Source organism: Leeuwenhoekiella sp. LLG6367-2.1, from assembly GCF_045055775.1.
Classification (GTDB): Bacteria; Bacteroidota; Bacteroidia; order Flavobacteriales; family Flavobacteriaceae; genus Leeuwenhoekiella; species Leeuwenhoekiella aequorea.
This window is the reverse complement of the sequence record NZ_CP159331.1, coordinates 2,897,974-2,915,933: the sequence shown is the minus strand read 5'-3', so window position 1 is coordinate 2,915,933 and position 17,960 is coordinate 2,897,974. Positions and strand designations below refer to the sequence as shown.

Annotated in this window: 11 protein-coding genes; 9 read left to right on the top strand and 2 right to left on the bottom strand. The window is 34.7% G+C overall.

The window, feature by feature from the left end; all coding sequences use genetic code 11:
* Positions 1 to 95: 95 nt before the first annotated feature.
* Positions 96 to 1,220: a glycoside hydrolase family 43 protein gene (locus tag ABVM53_RS13015; RefSeq protein WP_405326802.1), complete on the bottom strand. Its 1,125-nt coding sequence runs from the start codon at positions 1,218 to 1,220 to the stop codon at positions 96 to 98.
* 254 nt (positions 1,221 to 1,474) lie between these two features.
* Here ABVM53_RS13015 and ABVM53_RS13010 point away from each other — a divergent pair, with 254 nt between their 5' ends.
* A complete protein-coding gene (locus ABVM53_RS13010) occupies positions 1,475 to 5,554 on the top strand; it encodes a two-component regulator propeller domain-containing protein (RefSeq protein WP_405326799.1) in 4,080 nt (1,359 codons plus the stop codon).
* A gap of 106 nt (positions 5,555 to 5,660) precedes the next feature.
* On the opposite strand, the gene ABVM53_RS13005 is transcribed toward ABVM53_RS13010, so the two are convergent.
* A complete protein-coding gene (locus tag ABVM53_RS13005; protein WP_405326796.1) occupies positions 5,661 to 7,820 on the bottom strand; it encodes a family 43 glycosylhydrolase in 2,160 nt (719 codons plus the stop codon).
* 427 nt (positions 7,821 to 8,247) lie between these two features.
* On the opposite strand from ABVM53_RS13005, the gene ABVM53_RS13000 reads away from it, so the two are divergent.
* The 8 genes from ABVM53_RS13000 to ABVM53_RS12965 all read left to right on the top strand — a co-directional run bounded on the left by ABVM53_RS13000 (position 8,248) and on the right by ABVM53_RS12965 (position 17,953).
* Positions 8,248 to 11,241, top strand: coding sequence for a SusC/RagA family TonB-linked outer membrane protein (locus ABVM53_RS13000; protein WP_405326793.1), 2,994 nt, complete (start codon positions 8,248 to 8,250; stop codon positions 11,239 to 11,241).
* A 29-nt stretch (positions 11,242 to 11,270) separates the two neighbouring features.
* The gene (locus ABVM53_RS12995; protein WP_405326790.1) at positions 11,271 to 12,908 is read left to right on the top strand and encodes a RagB/SusD family nutrient uptake outer membrane protein; all 1,638 of its coding nucleotides are present in this window, start codon (positions 11,271 to 11,273) and stop codon (positions 12,906 to 12,908) included.
* A 177-nt stretch (positions 12,909 to 13,085) separates the two neighbouring features.
* Positions 13,086 to 14,189 carry a mechanosensitive ion channel family protein gene (locus ABVM53_RS12990; RefSeq protein WP_405326788.1) on the top strand — a complete coding sequence of 368 codons (1,104 nt, stop codon included), beginning with the start codon at positions 13,086 to 13,088 and terminating at the stop codon, positions 14,187 to 14,189.
* A gap of 125 nt (positions 14,190 to 14,314) precedes the next feature.
* On the top strand, positions 14,315 to 15,766 hold the full coding sequence (locus ABVM53_RS12985; protein ID WP_405326785.1) for an FAD-dependent oxidoreductase: 1,452 nt from the start codon (positions 14,315 to 14,317) through the stop codon (positions 15,764 to 15,766).
* 127 nt (positions 15,767 to 15,893) lie between these two features.
* Positions 15,894 to 16,388: a hypothetical protein gene (locus ABVM53_RS12980; RefSeq protein WP_405326782.1), complete on the top strand. Its 495-nt coding sequence runs from the start codon at positions 15,894 to 15,896 to the stop codon at positions 16,386 to 16,388.
* Between the two features lie 69 nt (positions 16,389 to 16,457).
* On the top strand, positions 16,458 to 16,790 hold the full coding sequence (locus tag ABVM53_RS12975; protein ID WP_405326779.1) for an ArsR/SmtB family transcription factor: 333 nt from the start codon (positions 16,458 to 16,460) through the stop codon (positions 16,788 to 16,790).
* A gap of 45 nt (positions 16,791 to 16,835) precedes the next feature.
* A complete protein-coding gene (locus ABVM53_RS12970) occupies positions 16,836 to 17,303 on the top strand; it encodes a DUF6428 family protein (protein WP_128757218.1) in 468 nt (155 codons plus the stop codon).
* Between the two features lie 17 nt (positions 17,304 to 17,320).
* Positions 17,321 to 17,953: a low molecular weight phosphatase family protein gene (locus tag ABVM53_RS12965; protein WP_405326776.1), complete on the top strand. Its 633-nt coding sequence runs from the start codon at positions 17,321 to 17,323 to the stop codon at positions 17,951 to 17,953.
* Positions 17,954 to 17,960 lie beyond the last annotated feature (7 nt).

Sequence of the window (17,960 nt, the reverse complement as noted above, 5' to 3'; positions counted from 1 at the left end):
CATAGTTTATTGTTTTTAAATTAGTTAGCAGATTATTCTTTAAAATTTTCAATTACTATATCGATTGAGGAAGTTTTACCTACTCTATAATTACTTTAGGGTTGGATAGAATTATATTTACTTAAATCCCACTTATCTAACCATTCTATTTCTGGCTTTTTATTTTTGATTTTAATGGGTAACCAGATGTATCTACCATCAATATGATTTTTTGGATTCCAGCGATCGCCCATATATAGGAAAGTATCCTCTACTCCATTTACCGTCAATACATATGTGCTTTGAGAATTAAATGTCACCTGAGCTAGCTTACCCGTGGCGGGGTTACCTAATGATTTCCAAGGCCCCCAGATGGACTTTGCACTAAATGAACGTGCAGCATTAGGTGCCCACCCGGTCAAACCCGAAGTAATCATATAATAGGTATCATTATGCTTAAATACGGCGGGAGCTTCATTTTGACCCCCAGGTTTCATACGAGTCCACCTCGATGTAAAATCAAGATAGTCATCTGTTAATTCAGAAATATGAAGAGTTTGGTTTTCTTCAGAAGAGTGAATATGATATGCTTTACCATCATCATCAACAAAAACTGTCATATCTCGAGACATTTGTCCTTCTCTAAAATCTCTCCGAACATAGAGGCCCTCAATTAAAGCAGCCTTCCATTCTGGAGTCCACCATTCATATAATTCATTCTTTTTTGTTCTCTTTTGGTTTGATAGAGGAAAATTTAATGGCCATACGTTCGCATTGGGGCGATAAGACTTTAAATATTTAAAAGGTCCTGTAGGAGAATCACTAATCGCCACACCAGTACGCGCAGCTGCATATCCTTGATTTTTAAGTTCAAGGTGAAACCACATCACATACTTGCCTGTTTTGTTATTATAAATAACTTTAGGACGCTCGATAACAGAACCTTTGGTTATTTCGGAATCTAAATCGTTGCTAACGGCAAGAGCTATACCTTCATTTTTCCAGTTATAGAGGTCGCTAGATGAATATACACGTACACCTACTTGAGCAATACTGCTTTGGCCTTTATGTTCTCCATACCAGTAATATGTATCTCCTTCAGAATAAATACCTCCACCATGGGCGTTTATGTGTTTTCCCTCTGTGTCTTTCCAAATAGCACCAGGCTCAAAAAAGGTATTTTGAGAACTACATGGGTCTGCCACTATAATGAGAAAAAAGAGTAAACAAAGTAATTTCATATAAATATCGGAATTTTTGTGTGTTATTTACACTTAAAATAAGCGTAAGATATTAATTCAAAAGGTAATGTTAATTAGTTATACAATTTTCTTAATATCAAAGGATTATAATAGGGGGCGTAGTGATATAATTAGGGGGGCTTATCGTTCAGAGACAATAATATCTCCAGTTTTTTGTGATAATTCTTATTAAGAAACTAAATATTTTAATAAAATTTTAAGATCTTGGAGTAGTCAAATTTTGCTTTCTCCCTATGATAAACAAAATATATATTCTGCTCTTTGCAAGTCTATTCTATGTATCACTATATGCTCAAACTGAAAAATTAAATAGTCAATTTCCACTAGAGCGAAGACTTAGTTTCTATAATCTTGATACCGAAAAAGGCTTGTCAAATAATAATGTGAAATCTATTGTGCAAGATTCGCTTGGATTTATATGGATAGGAACCTCCGATGGCCTCAATATGTATGACGGCAATGAGTTTAAAATTTTTAGACGAGAGAGTTCTGCGTTAAGTAATAATTACATACAAAATTTAATACTTAGTAAATCTGGCGAGATAAAAATAGCTACAGATGGTGGTGTTAATAGTTATCACCCTCGCAAAGAACAATTAACTCTATTTAACGAGATAGACCCAACCCTAAGTCTTAGTATTAACTCTCTTGTAGAATTACAAGATTCACGTCTTCTTATAGGGGCTTATAATCAAGGTCTACACATTTATAATAAAAAAAATAAAGAAGCTTATTTAGGAGACAACGCTTTAACCTCATCAAAGATTTCTAGTCTTGTCAATCAGCAAGATTCTATAATCTGGATAGGAACATTTGATAAAGGGTTAGATAAGCTTAATTTAAGAACACTTGAGGTAGAGCATATAGCAATTGATACTAAAACAACAAAATCGAACTGGATCAATTGCCTATTTATTGATAGCAAAAATAATTTATGGATTGGTACTAATAATGGTCTAACTGTAAGGACGCCAGAAGGAACTTTGTTAAGTCTTAACAAGTCACATTCAAAAAAAGGACTTAGTGATAATCAAATACAAGCTGTAGCCGAGGATAACTATGGTCAAATATGGATAGGCACCTACGGAGGTGGCCTTAATATTATTGATCCAGAACTTTTTTTTAAAAACGATTTAAGATTTGGTGTACGTAAGTATCTACCTAAAGAAGATGGTAGCAGTATATTTAATGCAACTATAAACACAATTTTTAAAGACCAGTCGGGTAATATGTGGATAGGTACTAATGCTGGTTTAAACTTTGTTGATCCTAATGGCGAACCTATAAAATTACTAAAGAACGATCTTATAGGATCTCAAAAGTTAGCACACGATCGTATAAGCGCTATTTCGGAGTGTTCTTCAGGCAAAATTTATCTAGGTACAGATGGTGGCGGTATTGATATGTATGATCCTCTTACTGGAAACTTTGACTATTCTGTTTACAGTACTGCAAATGGCTTAAAATCTAATCAAGTACAAACTACACTAAGAGATAATGCCCAACGTCTTTGGATAGGAACTTACAGAAAAGGCCTCAATATGTATAATCTAAATACTCAAAAATGGAGCTATTATTTGCAGGGAGATACGCAAGACGGAAATGATGTACGTGTGATATACCAAGATCTACAGAACGATATCTGGGTGGGTACAAATCGAGGTGGCCTTTATAAATATAATTTTGCTGAAGATACTTTTGACTATGTATCAGAATTAGATGTTATCTATCCAAAAATGGATATACGTGATATTAAGATGGATAGTAAGGGAGTTCTTTGGATGGCGTCTTATGGAAATGGGGTTCTGAGATATAACCCTAGAACTAAAGAGGCATACTCCTACTTTAATGGAAATCTTGGGGGAATGACAAATAATGTCGTTTTCTGTATTTGGTTGTTAGATGATGATAGTATTGTTGCAGGATTAAAATATGGAGGCATTGTACACTTTAGTAGAGAAGATATCCAAGCTTTGAATCTTACTGAAAAAGATGGTCTAAGTAATAACACAGTTAATAGCATTGCACAGTACGATGATAATATTCTTTGGCTAGGTACCTATAAAGGAATTACAAAATACAATTATGTGAAGCATACCTTAGAGAGCATAAATTCTTTTAATAACATACAAAAGAGTGATTATAATATAGGTGCCGCTCTTAAAAGCAGCTCCGGATTTATGTATTTTGGTGGTAATAAGGGTCTTAACATTTTCAAACCTGAAGAGCTCACTTTGCAGCAATCTTCTAATAACATTATAATTAAAAAATTATCTATTTATAATTCAGATATTACTGTAGAGTCCCAAGATGAAAATGCGATTCTTACAGAATCTATTGCTTATAGTAATAAATTGATTCTCAAGCATAATCAAAATAATTTTTCGCTCGACTTTACAAGTTTAAAATTTCCTTTTGCAGACAATGTGAGTTATTCATACAAATTAGAAGGTTATAACGACTTTTGGACGAGCTTGAAAAACTCTAACCATATAAACTTTAGCAATATACCTCCTGGCAATTATAATTTAAAAATAGCTGCAGCATCTGATGTTGAATCGTCCTACTACAAAGAATTTGAAATAACCATACTCCCGCCTTTCTGGAAAACAATACCTGCATATATTTTCTACATTATTACTACACTAATTTTAATAACTACTGGCTTAAGATATTATTCAGAGCGTATAAAACTTAAAAACTCTCTATTGTTTGAAAAAAAACAAAGACAGCTAGAACACGAGTTAAACGAAGAACGTATTCGTTTTTATACCGGTTTTTCACACGAACTAAAAACTCCTCTTACACTTATACTTGCTCCATTAGAAACCTTACTTGATGATATAAAGCAAAAAGAACACCGTAACAGTTTAAAGTTGATTAAGCGCAATGCTAATAACTTATTGCAATTTATCAATAAGTTACTTGAGTTTAGAAAAAGCGAAGAAGGTCTTAGTAAACTTCATCTCAATGAGTATAATCTAACTAAACATTTGTCTAAATGGCTTGCTACTTATAAACCCTTATTGCAAAAGAAAAATATAGATTTGACCGTGACCATGCCACAAAATGCCATTAAATTTTACTGTGATCTAGAGAAGCTACACATAATTATTAATAATCTAATTTCAAACGCAATAAAATATACTGATAAAGGTGGTCAAATAGCAGTAAGTTTTACTCAAGATCATACATCAATATATCTGAGTATAAGTGATTCAGGAAGTGGGATTATAGCAGATGATTTAAACCATATTTTTGAATGGTATTATCAATCAAATACGTCAATAAAAAAGGATGGTACAGGCATTGGTCTAGCTCTATCAAAACGCTTTGCCGAGTTGCACAATGGAAACTTAAATGTATTTAATAATCCAGATATCGGTAGCACATTCATACTTACTTTACCTAAAGATGATCGCTTAATTGATGCATTTTTAAAAAATAGCCCTAATGCATTATTTAACAAGAAAGCGGTTGAACAACGTATAAATGATGTAGATGTATCCATAGAACATGCCAGCGTAAACGATTTACTTATTCAAACTGAAAATGCTAGAAAACTCATACTCCTGATAGATGATAATCCAGACATTCTCGAATTTTTAGACAGCGCATTGGCTTCAACTTATGATCTTATCCACGCTGAAAATGGCGAAGAAGGAATACAGCAGGCCAGTAAATACATTCCCGATTTAATAATAAGCGATATAATGATGCCTGTTAAAACAGGTATTGATTTGTGTCATTTTCTTAAAAACAAAAAAGAAACCTCCCACATACCTATAATTTTACTTTCGGCTAAAAGTAATTTTGAAATGATTGAAACCGGCTATTCTGAAGGTGCAGATGATTATATGGTAAAGCCCTTTAATGTACAGGTTTTAAGAGCACGTATTGAAAATTTAATTGCTACACGTAAAAAACTCTTAGAAGAATTTTCTAGTAAGTTTAGTGACGAATCTTTTCAAGATAATGATGATCGAAAATTGCTACAAATAGAGAAAAAATTTCTAGAAGAATTTCATACTGCCGTTTACAATAATATGCAGCAAGGTATAAAAACCGTAAAAGTGGTATCTGAAGAAATAGGCATGAGCCGGTCTTCTTTATATAGAAAAATAACAGCTACTACAGGACAAAATATTAATGAATATATACGTAATTTAAAAATAGAACGAGCTGCTCACCTTATTGAAAAGGAGAATTTCACAGTCTCTCAGGCGTCTTTTGAAGTAGGCTTTGCAGATGCAAAATACTTTAGAAAAATATTTAAAGAAAAATATGGTAAAACACCATCAACTCTTAAGTAAAACAACTGTTAGACGTACAAACTAGTGAATACTTAGAAGAAACCTTGTTAAACTAACATAGAAGAAAGTACTTTTTTAAAATTCAGCTAAAGACAGTACATAGTTTTTAATCAACAATAGTAACAGGATTTATACCTTCAATTGTAGGAATAACTTCATTTATAGAGCCATCTTCTGCAAATGTAATTTTATCTATTGCTACTTCTCTATGAAATCCTGCAGGACTGCCCATTTCCAACCCGCGTGGCCGTGTAAATCTGTGGTAAACAATATACCAATCATCGGTTCCTGGTACATTAATTATAGAGTTATGGCCCGTACCATAAATTTGGTTTTTATCATCTCTTTGAATTACCATATTAGATTCTGGTATAAATAATGGTCCTAATGGCGATTTAGCCGTCGCATAGCGCACTCGATAATTTGGACTACGTGTATCATCTTCAGACCACAAAAAATAATACACTCCATTTCTATAAAACACTTCAGTCCCCTCTCGATAGGTTTCATCTGGCGTTAAATCTGTAATGGTTTCTTCTTTTAACGATAGCATATCCTCATTAAGTTCGGCTGCTCCCAGGTAGCCATTCCCCCAATAAAAATAACTTTTACCGCTTGCAGGATCTGTAAAAACATCTGGATCTATAATCTGGCCACCACCACGTTTTATTGCTGAAGGTTTCTCACTTAAAAGTGCAGTACCCTTATCTTCAAAGGGACCTGCAGGACTATCTGCAACCGCTACACCAATTTTCTGTGCAGCTGAGAAGTAATAAAAATACTTTAGTTTACCATCAATTTCTTTTTCTGCAATACACGGTGCCCAAGCATTCCGATCTGCCCAAGAGACATCTTTTTTAAGATCAAGAATAGTGCCCTCATCTTGCCAGTGTATTAAATCTTTAGAAGAAAATGTTTTAAAATAGGTGCCAGACCAGCCGTCAAAACCATCACTGGTTGGGTATAAATAGAATTTGTTATCAGTATTTGAATAAATGATTTCGGGGTCTGCGTAAAATCCATCCAGAGCTGGATTTTTTGCTATAGCTGCTTCAACAGCATATGTGATTTTTTCGCCGTCAGGCAAAATAACGGTGTACGGTTTTGCACCATTTAAAAAATCTTGAATACCAGCCTCTTGAATTTTAACTCCTGGAAAAGCAATTAATTGCGCATCTAATTTTTGTAAGTTCTTATCTACACGTATGGGAAGATAGACCGTTTTTTTAGCTGGGTCAACAACGATGTTTTGTTTTCTCACAGCTTCTGCCTGCGCTCCTAAAATAAGTGGCAACTCTTTTGATGGAAACTCTTTGAGTAAACGTGCAGACTCTTCTTCGGTTATTGGGATAATCGTCCCGTGGCGCGGATGAAAATTCATCGAAATTTTATCTGCGCCCAATGCTTTAAAATTTAGTAGATCTGTACTTTCTGCAAATTGATATTTGCCATCTATATACATATCATATAGCAGAATATAGGTATCACTATCTATGATTTTAAACACACTAGAACCCTCTACAGCTCTATCGGTCTGATCTACGTAACCTTCGATAGGTTCATATCCTGAAGTAAGGCTGTCTGAAACTGCTACTCGAATACCTTTTGTAGCAGTCCCTTCTGTTTTATAAAATAAATAGAACTTACCCTCTTTACTAATGATATCTCCATCTATGCACGACTTCTCATCGGGACTATAGAATAATTGTTTTGGTGCTTCTTCTAAAGCCGTAAAATCTCTGTTGATGTAAGCATAATAGATCTTATCATAGCTACCCGGCTGAAGCATTGAAAAATAAACCATGTATTTACCGGTAGCCTCATCATAAATCGTTTGGGGAGCCCATGCCCGAGTAATATCGGAAAACTCTGGAAATGTTTTAGCTATATCAATAACTGTAGTATTCCAGCTTATCAAATCTGCTGATTTTGCAAGAATTATACCTGTATTACTCCATCCGTTATCCGTTTTTAAATCTGTAAGTACCATGTAAAAATTAGAATCTTTAGTACCTCTCAAAATATGGGGATCTCTTACACCACCGGTCTCACTAATACTTTCTGTACTTATAATAGGCTTGTCGTTATTTAAGGCATAAAAATTATACCCATCTCTACTTATGCCGTAGCGTACCGCTTCCTCCCCTTCTGCATTGCCAGTAAAATAAGTGAATAAATAAGCTGTTTTTTTTGTAGGCTCTGTAGGATTAGAGCACGAAAACACTAAGCTAGCAAGTGCAATAAGTGAAATTTTTAAAGATAACATACTAAGATATTTAATAACCTACCTAGTAAAAAACTCGCTAGATAGTAATGAAACAACTTGATAATCCAAATAAAATTGAGCTATAGTTTGGACTTCCTTCTAATTCTGCAAAATTTGATAAATCAATTTTTGAAGATAAATGTGAAAATAACAAATTAAACAAATATAAATGTATTTTATACATTTATACATAGAAATATTATTTTAATCTACTTAATGTGCGAACAATTCGTCAAAATTCTGAAAATCAAAGCCTATGGGTTATTGTTTAAAAAACTTTGAATTATTATCACTATAGAATTCTTACACAGCAAATTCTCTAGGATCATTTCCCCAAAAAAAAAATAAATAACAATTCAAAGCTAATATTAAATGTTATTTATACATTTAACCATAATTTAATAGTATTCATTTATAATTTACACCTATGAAACAAAAATTAATATGCTTTAAATCTTCCTTGATTTTCTGTCTATTGTTAGTTTTGAGCTATCCCATAAAGGCTTCTACAACGCTGACAGAAAATTTACAGCAAAAAATTACAGGTACAGTAACTATCGCAGCAGACGGAATGCCCCTACCTGGAGTTACAGTGCTAGTAAAAGGTACTACAACTGGAACTACTACCGATTTTGATGGTAAGTATGAACTTAATACTACCTCAGAGAATGATGTCTTAATATTTTCTTATGTAGGTATGAAAACGGTAGAGATTACAGTAAATGGGAAATCAGTAGTTAATATAGCACTTGAAGAAAATATTGGCTCTCTTGACGAAATCGTTGTCGTGGGCTACGGAAGTCAAAAGCGTTCTGATGTAACAGGATCTGTATCGTCTGTACCTGAAGATCGTCTCGAAAACCTACCCGTTACAAACGTCACTCAAGCCATACAAGGAACTACAGCTGGTTTAAATATTAGCCAAAACTCATCTGTACCAGGATCGAGTGGTTCTATACAAGTACGTGGCGTAAACTCCATTACTGGAAGTACGAGTCCATTTATTGTTCTTGACGGAATACCATTTACAGGTACTTTAAATGATATAAATACGCGAGATATAAAATCTATCCAGATTTTAAAAGATGCATCTGCAGTAGCTATCTATGGTACTCGTGGTTCAAATGGGGTAATACTTATACAAACAAAGAGAGGTGTAAGTGGTGAACCTATAATAAATTATAGCACTTATGTTGCTGTAGAAGAATTTGCAAATATTCTTAACCCATTAGGCCCTGATGCATATGTACAAAAGTATGCAGACTTTTTTAGCCAGAATAACCCGGGTGTTACTCAAGATCGTGTTCTAGAAAATCAAAGCGAAATAGACAACTTTAACGCCGGTAGAACTACAGATTGGTTTAAAGAAGTAACACAATCTGGTATCATACAAGAGCATAATTTAAGCATTCGCGGAGGTAGTGAAAAAGTAAAGTATTTTGTTTCTGGTGGTTACTTAGACCAGCAAGGCGTTATAAAAGGATATGATTATGAAAAACTTACGCTGCGCTCTAATCTAGACGTTGAAATCACAGATTATTTAAAAGTAGGTTTAAATACTTTTTTTGCTAATAACAATTTTGACGGTGGCCGGGCAAATTTATTACTTGCTACAGCAATGAGCCCGTACTCTGTACCATATGATGATAACGGCCAGCTTATTATAAATCCCATGTTACCTGAGTTATTATATGAAAACCCTTTATTAGGTTTAACAACAGATCGTGAAGTACGCGAGCGCACCCTTTCGGGGAATGTTTTTGCCGAAATTACTCCTGCGTTTTTAGAGGGTTTATCATATCGTGTAAATGCATCATACACCATAAATCCGTATTCATACAAAACCTATAAAGGTAGAGCGGCAAATGATAACCGGGGGACCGCTGTAATAGGTGGTGATGAGGAAAAAGTATGGATTGTAGAAAATATTTTGAAATATGCAAAGAGCTTTGGCAAGCATAATTTAGATTTTACAGCACTGTATAGTGCCCAGTCTAATGACTTTTTTAGAGAAGAATTAACTGGTGTGGGTTTTGTAAATGATCAATTATCATTTAATCGTATATCGGCAGCCGAAGTTTTATCTGCAGATCCTGGCCGTAATTATAGTACCCTTTCTACACTAGTATCTCAAATGGGTCGAGTAAACTATAATTATGACAGTAAATATTTAGTTACTGCTACGGTTCGTCGTGATGGCTATTCTGCCTTTGGTGCAAATACCAGTAAATATGGTGTATTCCCATCTGCTGCTTTAGGTTGGAATATACACAAAGAATCTTTTATGCAAAATGCAGATGCCATTAATAATTTAAAATTACGCTTGTCTTATGGTAAAACTGGAAACAGAGGCGTGGGTATAAATCAAACTCAAACCAGAACAGGAACTACCGTATATCCATTTGGTGGACAAGCTTACACAGGTACATTTATAAATGGCTTAGGAAATCCTAATTTACAATGGGAAACGACGACTTCCGGAAATTTAGGTGCAGATTTCGGACTATGGAATAACCGCATTAATGGTTCTGTTGAGGTTTATAAATCTAAAACTAAAGATCTGTTACTCAATCGTAGTATCCCGGCATTAACAGGGACGCGTAATATAATAGAAAACATTGGTGAAGTTGAAAACAGAGGTTTTGAATTTAGCATAAGTTCTATAAATGTTAATACAGGTGATTTTAAGTGGGAAACTAATTTAAACTTCTCAACTTATAAAAACGAGATTTTAGATCTCTATGGCGATGGTAAGGATGATATTCCCAGCCGCTGGTTTATAGGTAAATCGCTAGGTGCTATTTACGATTATAGACTAGCTGGTGTTTGGCAGGAAGGTGAAGACACCGGTACCTTTAATGCAAACCCTGGTGATCTCAAATTTGAAGACCTTAATGGTGACGGTGTAATAGACCCAGAAAATGATCGTTCGTATTTAGGTTCTTCTCTTCCTGAGTGGACTGGTGGGCTTACAAATACGTTCTCCTATAAAAATTTTGATTTAGCAATTTTCTTACAAACGGTACAAGGTGTACTAAAAGGAAATCCCGATTTAAACTATGGTGATGAGTTAGCACGTAGAAATACACCCGCAGAAGTAGGTTACTGGACTCCTGAAAACCAAAGTAATGAATTTCCTTCACTTACATATCGTAATACATTAGGCTATGGGTATCCTAAAGACGCTAGTTTTGTAAGACTTAAAGATATTCGTTTGAGCTACAGATTTCCTATTGAGAAAATAGAAAAATTAGGGCTTAGTGATTTGATGATTTACGCAACAGGCAGAAATCTATATACCTGGACTGACTGGACGGGTTGGGATCCAGAAAGTAGTCAATCTTATAGGGGGTCAGGTGACTGGACTAACAATTATCCCGTGGTACGCACATTCTCATTAGGACTTAACGTCTCTTTATAATACTACATAAAAATATAATGATACATTTTATGAAAAATAGATCTAAGATAATTATAGCACTCTTGAGCTTAAACATATTTATACTAAGTTCTTGTAGTGATGATTTTCTGGTAGAAGAAATACGTTCTGACTATACGCCAGAAACTTTGAATGATGAACTAGGTTATCAAGCTCAATTATTAGGCTTATACCAGATGTTGAGTACATTTTACACACGTAGCGGCGATCAAGGTTGGCTATCTGTATGGCAAGCAGGAACAGATATCACTTGGCCCACAGCACCGCAAGGAATTGAAGTACCATATTATAAATACAACCAGTTGACCACAGATGACAATGCAGCGTTTCAAAGTTGGGAGTTATGGTATAATATGGTTGAAAACGCTAACAGTATAATTGCAAGTATTGAAAGTTCGACCTCTACAGAATTAACTCAGGAACAAAAAGATGCTATAAATGCCGAAGCTCGATTTTTTAGAGCATATGCTTATAATAATCTTGCTACGCTTTTTGGTGGAGTTCCCTTAATTACTGAGCCAATTACAGAAGCTCGTTTTGATTATACGCGTAATACATTAGACGAGATTAACGCTCAAATTGAAACAGATCTACAGTTTGCAACTGAAAATCTAGGAGAACCTACTAATGCACCTCAATTTGAAGCTCGTGTAAATAGGTATGTTGCTAATCAATTATTCGCAGAATTTTATCTGCGTGCTGGTAAGCCAGATCTAGCAGAAAGTCAAGCAGATATTATCATTAATAGCCAGGCATTTCAACTTATAACTGAACGTTATGGAGTAAAAGCTTCAGAAGAAGGTGATCCTTTTTCTGATATGTTTTTCAAAGGCAATCAACGACGTTCACAAGGTAATACTGAAGCATTATGGGTATTAGAAAATGAGAATCCGTCAGATGTACGTGGAGGTTCGAGTGGCAACCCACAACAGCGCCGAGTTTGGGGAGCAGGTTATCACAATGTAAATGGTATGATCCCAGCAGATAGTCTGGGAGGTCGTGGACTTTCTCGTATACGCCTCAATAATTGGGTTGTATATGATTTATACGATGAGACAGATATGCGTAATTCAAAACACTCTATTCATAGACGCTTTAGATACAACAATCCGGATCCAAATTTTGCAGATATTTACGGAGATTTGGTACCATATACCGGCATTGATACCTTAGCTCGTATCAATCCGTATTCTCTAAAGTGGGGACATTTTGATCCGGCAGATGTATTCGGTTTTGGAATGTGGAAAGATTTTATCCTTATGCGATTAGGAGAAACTTACTTACTAAAAGCTGAGGCTCAAGTAATGCAAAATAATACTACCGGAGCTGCAACAACAATAAATATCCTTAGAACTCGTGCAAACGCACCTCAGGTAGTAGCAGGAGAAATGTCTTTAGATTTTATTCTGGATGAACGCGTGCGTGAATTGCTTGCCGAAGAAAATCGAAGAATGACTTTGATGCGTACCAAAATGCTAGTTGAACGGGCCTCTGGTCTCAATGTGCAGGATCAAAATATACCATTACCACAAACGATGCGTATAGAAGGCTTGCAAGAGTTCCACGAACTTTTTCCTATTCCACTTCGTGAGATACAACTGAATAAAGATGCTGTTCTAGAACAAAATCCTGGATATTCAACAAATTAATTTTTTTAATTTATAACTATTAAAAGCCTCATATTTTGAGGCTTTTTTACTTTAATTGAAAATTCTAATTATTTACCAACGATATAGTTTAACACAAGTTCAAGTTTTTAATATTCTTAACAAGTAATATAGTTTCAACCTATTATTTTTATAATAAACGCATATAAACATTAGTATATGAGTACGTATATAGATTCTAGACTTTCACTTTTCCTTGTAATAATTTTAATATCTGGGATATTAGTTTTCACCCTTTTATTTTATGCTTTAAAAAAGTTTGGTAAAAGTCCACGTACAATTTTGCCCGTTAATTTTGCAACCCGCATACGCATACCACTCGCATTATTTTTGTTGGCTTTAATTCTTAGAATCGTTCTGGTAAGAGAAGAAATTACGGCATATATTAATCAAGATATTCTGTCCCATGCAAGCACCTTACTATTCATCACAAGCATTACCTGGGCAATTATTTTAGTTATAAAAGCATTTAAAAGAAATATTCTTACAAAATATGATATGAGTGTTTCAGATAATGTGCACGCTAGAAAAATTTATACTCAGTTTAGCGTACTCGAACGCGTTATCATTTTTGTAATTGTTCTATTTGCCGTGAGTATTGCGTTGATGAGTTTTGAAAATATAAGAGCAATTGGCGTAAGTATTTTAACTTCTGCTGGGATTGCTGGTATTATCATTGGTTTTGCCGCTCAGAAAGCCTTAGGAACACTAATGGCAGGAATACAAATTGCATTTACGCAACCAATACGTATAGATGATGTTGTTGTAGTAGAAGGAGAATGGGGCCGAATTGAAGAAATTTATTTGACCTATGTTGTTGTTAAGATTTGGGACAAACGAAGGTTGGTTATACCCACTACGTATTTCATTGAAAAACCATTTCAAAATTGGACGCGCAATTCGTCAGATATACTGGGAACCGTTTTCATTTATACAGATTATAGCGTACCCTTTGATGCTTTACGTCACGAACTTACTCGAATTTTGGAAAGTACAGATTTATGGGATGGTGAAGTTAATGTTCTGCAAGTTACAGATACTAAAAATGAAGTCGTAGAAACAAGAGCTCTTATGAGCGCAAAAGATTCTCCTACTTCGTGGGACCTACGCGTATTGGTACGTGAAAAACTTGTTGTATTTATTCAAAATAATTATCCGCATAGCTTGCCCCGCACACGTGTGGAAATGCACGAAATTACAGATTCTAAAGATCCGGAAAATACTTCTACGTCTCCAGAACCTTCCGATTTACTTCGTAAATAATTGTTTGGTATTTGATGATTTTCAATCTAAGATGCTAGGCAAAGAATGCAAACATTAAACTAACGTTTAATACTATTAAAAACGTAGAATCTTGTAATTTACACTTCAGTACAAATGATTTATAATTGAAAAATAAAGCGACAGAAAATAAATGCTGGGAGGTCTGTAATGATTGTAAAGGTCAAGGGAAACGTAAGCGGCGAATACGCAAGAAAGTCCGCCTTAATTATAAAAAACAATTAGCGGCCGCGCTTAAAGGCGAGGCTCCAATTCCTAAACCTCTCAAAGCTCATAAATACCTTTGTGCAACTTGTAAGGGGGCTGGTCTTATTAAAGCTCCTAATTTCCCACAGCCAGATTCTATTAATTTTCCACATATTGCTATTATAGGTGGCGGTATTGGAGGTGTTGCTCTAGCTGTTGCTTGTTTACATCGTGGAATACCCTTTACATTATATGAGCGTGATTCTAGTTTTAATGCCAGATCACAAGGTTACGCACTAACCTTGCAACAAGCAAGTTCGGCAATAAAAGGTCTTGGCCTTAATGATCTTAAAGAGGGGGTTATTTCAACCAGACACGTTGTTCATAGTACTGATGGTGAAATTATAGGCGAATGGGGAATGCGCAAATGGCTCGAGTCACAATCGGCTCCTTTTTCAAAACGCACAAATATTCATATTGCAAGACAATTTTTACGTCAAGAACTATTAGATCAGTTATTGCGATCAGACTCGGTTAAATGGGATCATCAACTTTTAAGTTATTCAGAAACCGAATCAATAAACTTAAATTTTATACACGATAATGAATTGGTATCTGCTAAAACTGATGTACTTGTGGGTGCCGATGGAATTTTTAGCACGGTTCGTAATCTTTTACTAAAGGAAGATTATAAACCTTTAAGATATTTAGATTGTATTGTTATTTTAGGTATTTGCCCGTTGTCAAAATTAAAAGATATTGAAAACCCTTTGTTAGATTCAGCAACAGTTTTTCAAACTGCTAATGGCAATGAACGCATCTATATGATGCCTTATGATAAGGATCACATTATGTGGCAATTAAGTTTTCCATTACTGGAACATGAAGCAAAAAGTCTCAGTGCATTGGGAAGTGATGCTCTTAAAAAAGAAGCTTGTCGACGCACGCAGTGGCACAGTCCTATTCCCGAAATTCTCGCCGCTACATCCAGCGATTTAATATCTGGGTATCCAGTGTATGACCGGGAAATATTAGAAACTAAGGATTTTGTACATGCTTCAAAAACTACATTAATAGGTGATGCAGCACATCCTATGAGTCCGTTTAAAGGTCAGGGAGCCAATCAAGCTTTGCTTGATGCTCTTGCACTTGCTCGTGAGATTTATAAGGGATGCGGACCCAATTCTGGCTGGCGGGAAGAAGGTGTTAGAAAACGTATATTATTAAATTTTGAATCTGAAATGCTCAAACGTAGTGCTAAAAAAGTAAAAGATTCTGCTGAAGCTGCAGTGTTTCTTCACACAGATGAAGTTCTTTATAAAGCCAACCAACCACGAGGACGCCATCTCAAAACTGATAAGAATAGCAATTAACTACATTTAATAATAAATTAATCTACAACATTTGATTCCTTTAGAAAATTAAACGTAGAATTGTTATATAATCGTATTTAAATCAGAAATTTAAAAATCATTAACGCCTGCAACAGCACGAGAGTGAATGAGAACCAGAAATAATTTATACAAAAAGTTATATTCCAAAAAAAGTCATCGGTTTTTAACCACTAAAGTTCGCCATTCTAGGCAAAATGATATTGATAATCGAAAAATTGTATGGCACGCTATTGCCTCTTTTTACTTAGATACAGAATTGCTTGAGTATGATTATGAACGTATCGCAGCACTTTTTACGCAATCTGGATTCTCGATTACTGAATTGAAAAAAATAGACTTGTATGAAGTCTTTCCTGTTCTTAAGGATAACCTTCTTACGATCTCTGGAGTTTGGAATGGAATAGATGAAGGCTGGCTAAATAAGGCTTGCACTCTCACCTATTACAGACGAAACAATAATTTTTTTAGAATGAAAGTTAGGTTTTACAATCGCGTTTTATACACGATGCGCAAAGAGCATTGGATAAAAATAGAATCAATTATGCGAAGTAAAACAACTCCACAAATTCCTATCAATTCTAATTTAATAGAAAATAGTTGAAATAAATCTGCATCTAGTTTTATAGTTCGCCCTATTAATCGTAATATTGCAATGTACTAATATTTAATTATGGGTTTAGCTAAAACTGAAATGTTTACCGATGAGCAAAATAAGATTGCACTCTTTGCTAAAGTGTTTGGACATCCTGCTCGCGTTTCTATTTTACAACATCTGTTTAAGATAGATTCTTGTGTATGCGGTGATCTTGTAAATGAAATAGGATTAGCTCAACCTACAATTTCTCAACATCTCAAAGAATTAAAACACCTTGGTTTAATTAAAGGAAACGTTGAAGGCACCAGTGTTTGCTATTGCATAGACAAAGAAAACTGGACCGCAATGAAGGCTTTGATGAATCAATTTTTAAATCAGGATGTAAGCCTAAACAACGATTGCTGTTAAAAATTTAAACTCATTAATCGTATAATCGCAATAAACAAATATATTATGAAATTATCTGAAGTAAAAAATAATTTAAGACAATTAGAGAAAATCGCTTTTCAATTACCTAATGGCGAATTAGTTCCAAATCATTTCCACGTAACAGAAGTAGGTAAAATCACCAAGAATTTTATTGATTGTGGTGGTACCGTACGTAATGAAGAAGTAGCTAATTTTCAACTATGGAATGCAAATGATTATGATCACCGCTTACATCCTGAAAAACTTTTGGATATAATCGAATTATCTGAGAAGATTTTAAAGCTTGATGATCTTGAAATCGAAGTAGAATATCAAGGTGATACTATTGGTAAATTTGGACTTGACTTTGACGGTACAAATTTCTTGCTTACTTCAAAGCAAACCGACTGTCTTGCTAAAGAAAGTTGTGGTATTCCTGAAGAAAAGCCCAAATTAAAAATGGCTGATATAGCAACGGGTACAAGTTGTACTCCAGGAGGAAACTGCTGTTAATCAAAATCTGGTAACTTATGAATACTCAAGAAAACCTATTATTTGATAACATATCTGTTTTTATCTCAAAACTAGATAGTGATACTATTTCACAAGAGCGTAAAGAAGTATTGCAGCCTTTAGCAGATTTTATTCAATCTAAAGTATCGGCTGCTCAAGCTGTACGTATCAATTTTATATGTACTCATAACTCAAGAAGAAGTCATCTTTCGCAAGTATGGGCACAAACAATGGCGACCTACTTTAAAATTGATAAGGTTTCCTGTTATTCTGGAGGAACAGAGGCTACAGCCTTATTTCCTATGGTAGCAAAAACACTGGAAAATACCGGTTTTGCAGTCAAAACTATTTCTGAAGGTGATAATCCTATTTATAGTATAAAGTACGGAGCAAGTGAATCACCAGTAATAGGTTTTTCTAAAAAACTTGATGATGACTTTAATCCTAAATCAAATTTTGCAGCAATTATGACTTGCTCGCAAGCAGATGGTGGTTGCCCATTTATTGCCGGTGCAGAAAAACGTATTCCTATAACATTTGAAGACCCAAAAGTTTTTGACAACACTCCTCAGCAAACTGAAAAATATGCCGAGAGAAGTCTTCAAATAGCAACGGAAATGTTTTTTATATTTTCTCAAATCAATAAATAAATAAAAG

What these genes read in the sequence shown, in the direction of transcription:
- ABVM53_RS13010 (WP_405326799.1), top strand. Translation starts at nt 1,475, where the DNA reads ATGATAAACAAAATATATATTCTGCTCTTTGCAAGTCTATTCTATGTA.
- ABVM53_RS13015 (WP_405326802.1), bottom strand. Translation starts at nt 1,220, where the DNA reads ATGAAATTACTTTGTTTACTCTTTTTTCTCATTATAGTGGCAGACCCA.
- ABVM53_RS12995 (WP_405326790.1), top strand. Translation starts at nt 11,271, where the DNA reads ATGAAAAATAGATCTAAGATAATTATAGCACTCTTGAGCTTAAACATA.
- ABVM53_RS12980 (WP_405326782.1), top strand. Translation starts at nt 15,894, where the DNA reads ATGAGAACCAGAAATAATTTATACAAAAAGTTATATTCCAAAAAAAGT.
- ABVM53_RS13005 (WP_405326796.1), bottom strand. Translation starts at nt 7,820, where the DNA reads ATGTTATCTTTAAAAATTTCACTTATTGCACTTGCTAGCTTAGTGTTT.
- ABVM53_RS13000 (WP_405326793.1), top strand. Translation starts at nt 8,248, where the DNA reads ATGAAACAAAAATTAATATGCTTTAAATCTTCCTTGATTTTCTGTCTA.
- ABVM53_RS12975 (WP_405326779.1), top strand. Translation starts at nt 16,458, where the DNA reads ATGGGTTTAGCTAAAACTGAAATGTTTACCGATGAGCAAAATAAGATT.
- ABVM53_RS12970 (WP_128757218.1), top strand. Translation starts at nt 16,836, where the DNA reads ATGAAATTATCTGAAGTAAAAAATAATTTAAGACAATTAGAGAAAATC.
- ABVM53_RS12990 (WP_405326788.1), top strand. Translation starts at nt 13,086, where the DNA reads ATGAGTACGTATATAGATTCTAGACTTTCACTTTTCCTTGTAATAATT.
- ABVM53_RS12965 (WP_405326776.1), top strand. Translation starts at nt 17,321, where the DNA reads ATGAATACTCAAGAAAACCTATTATTTGATAACATATCTGTTTTTATC.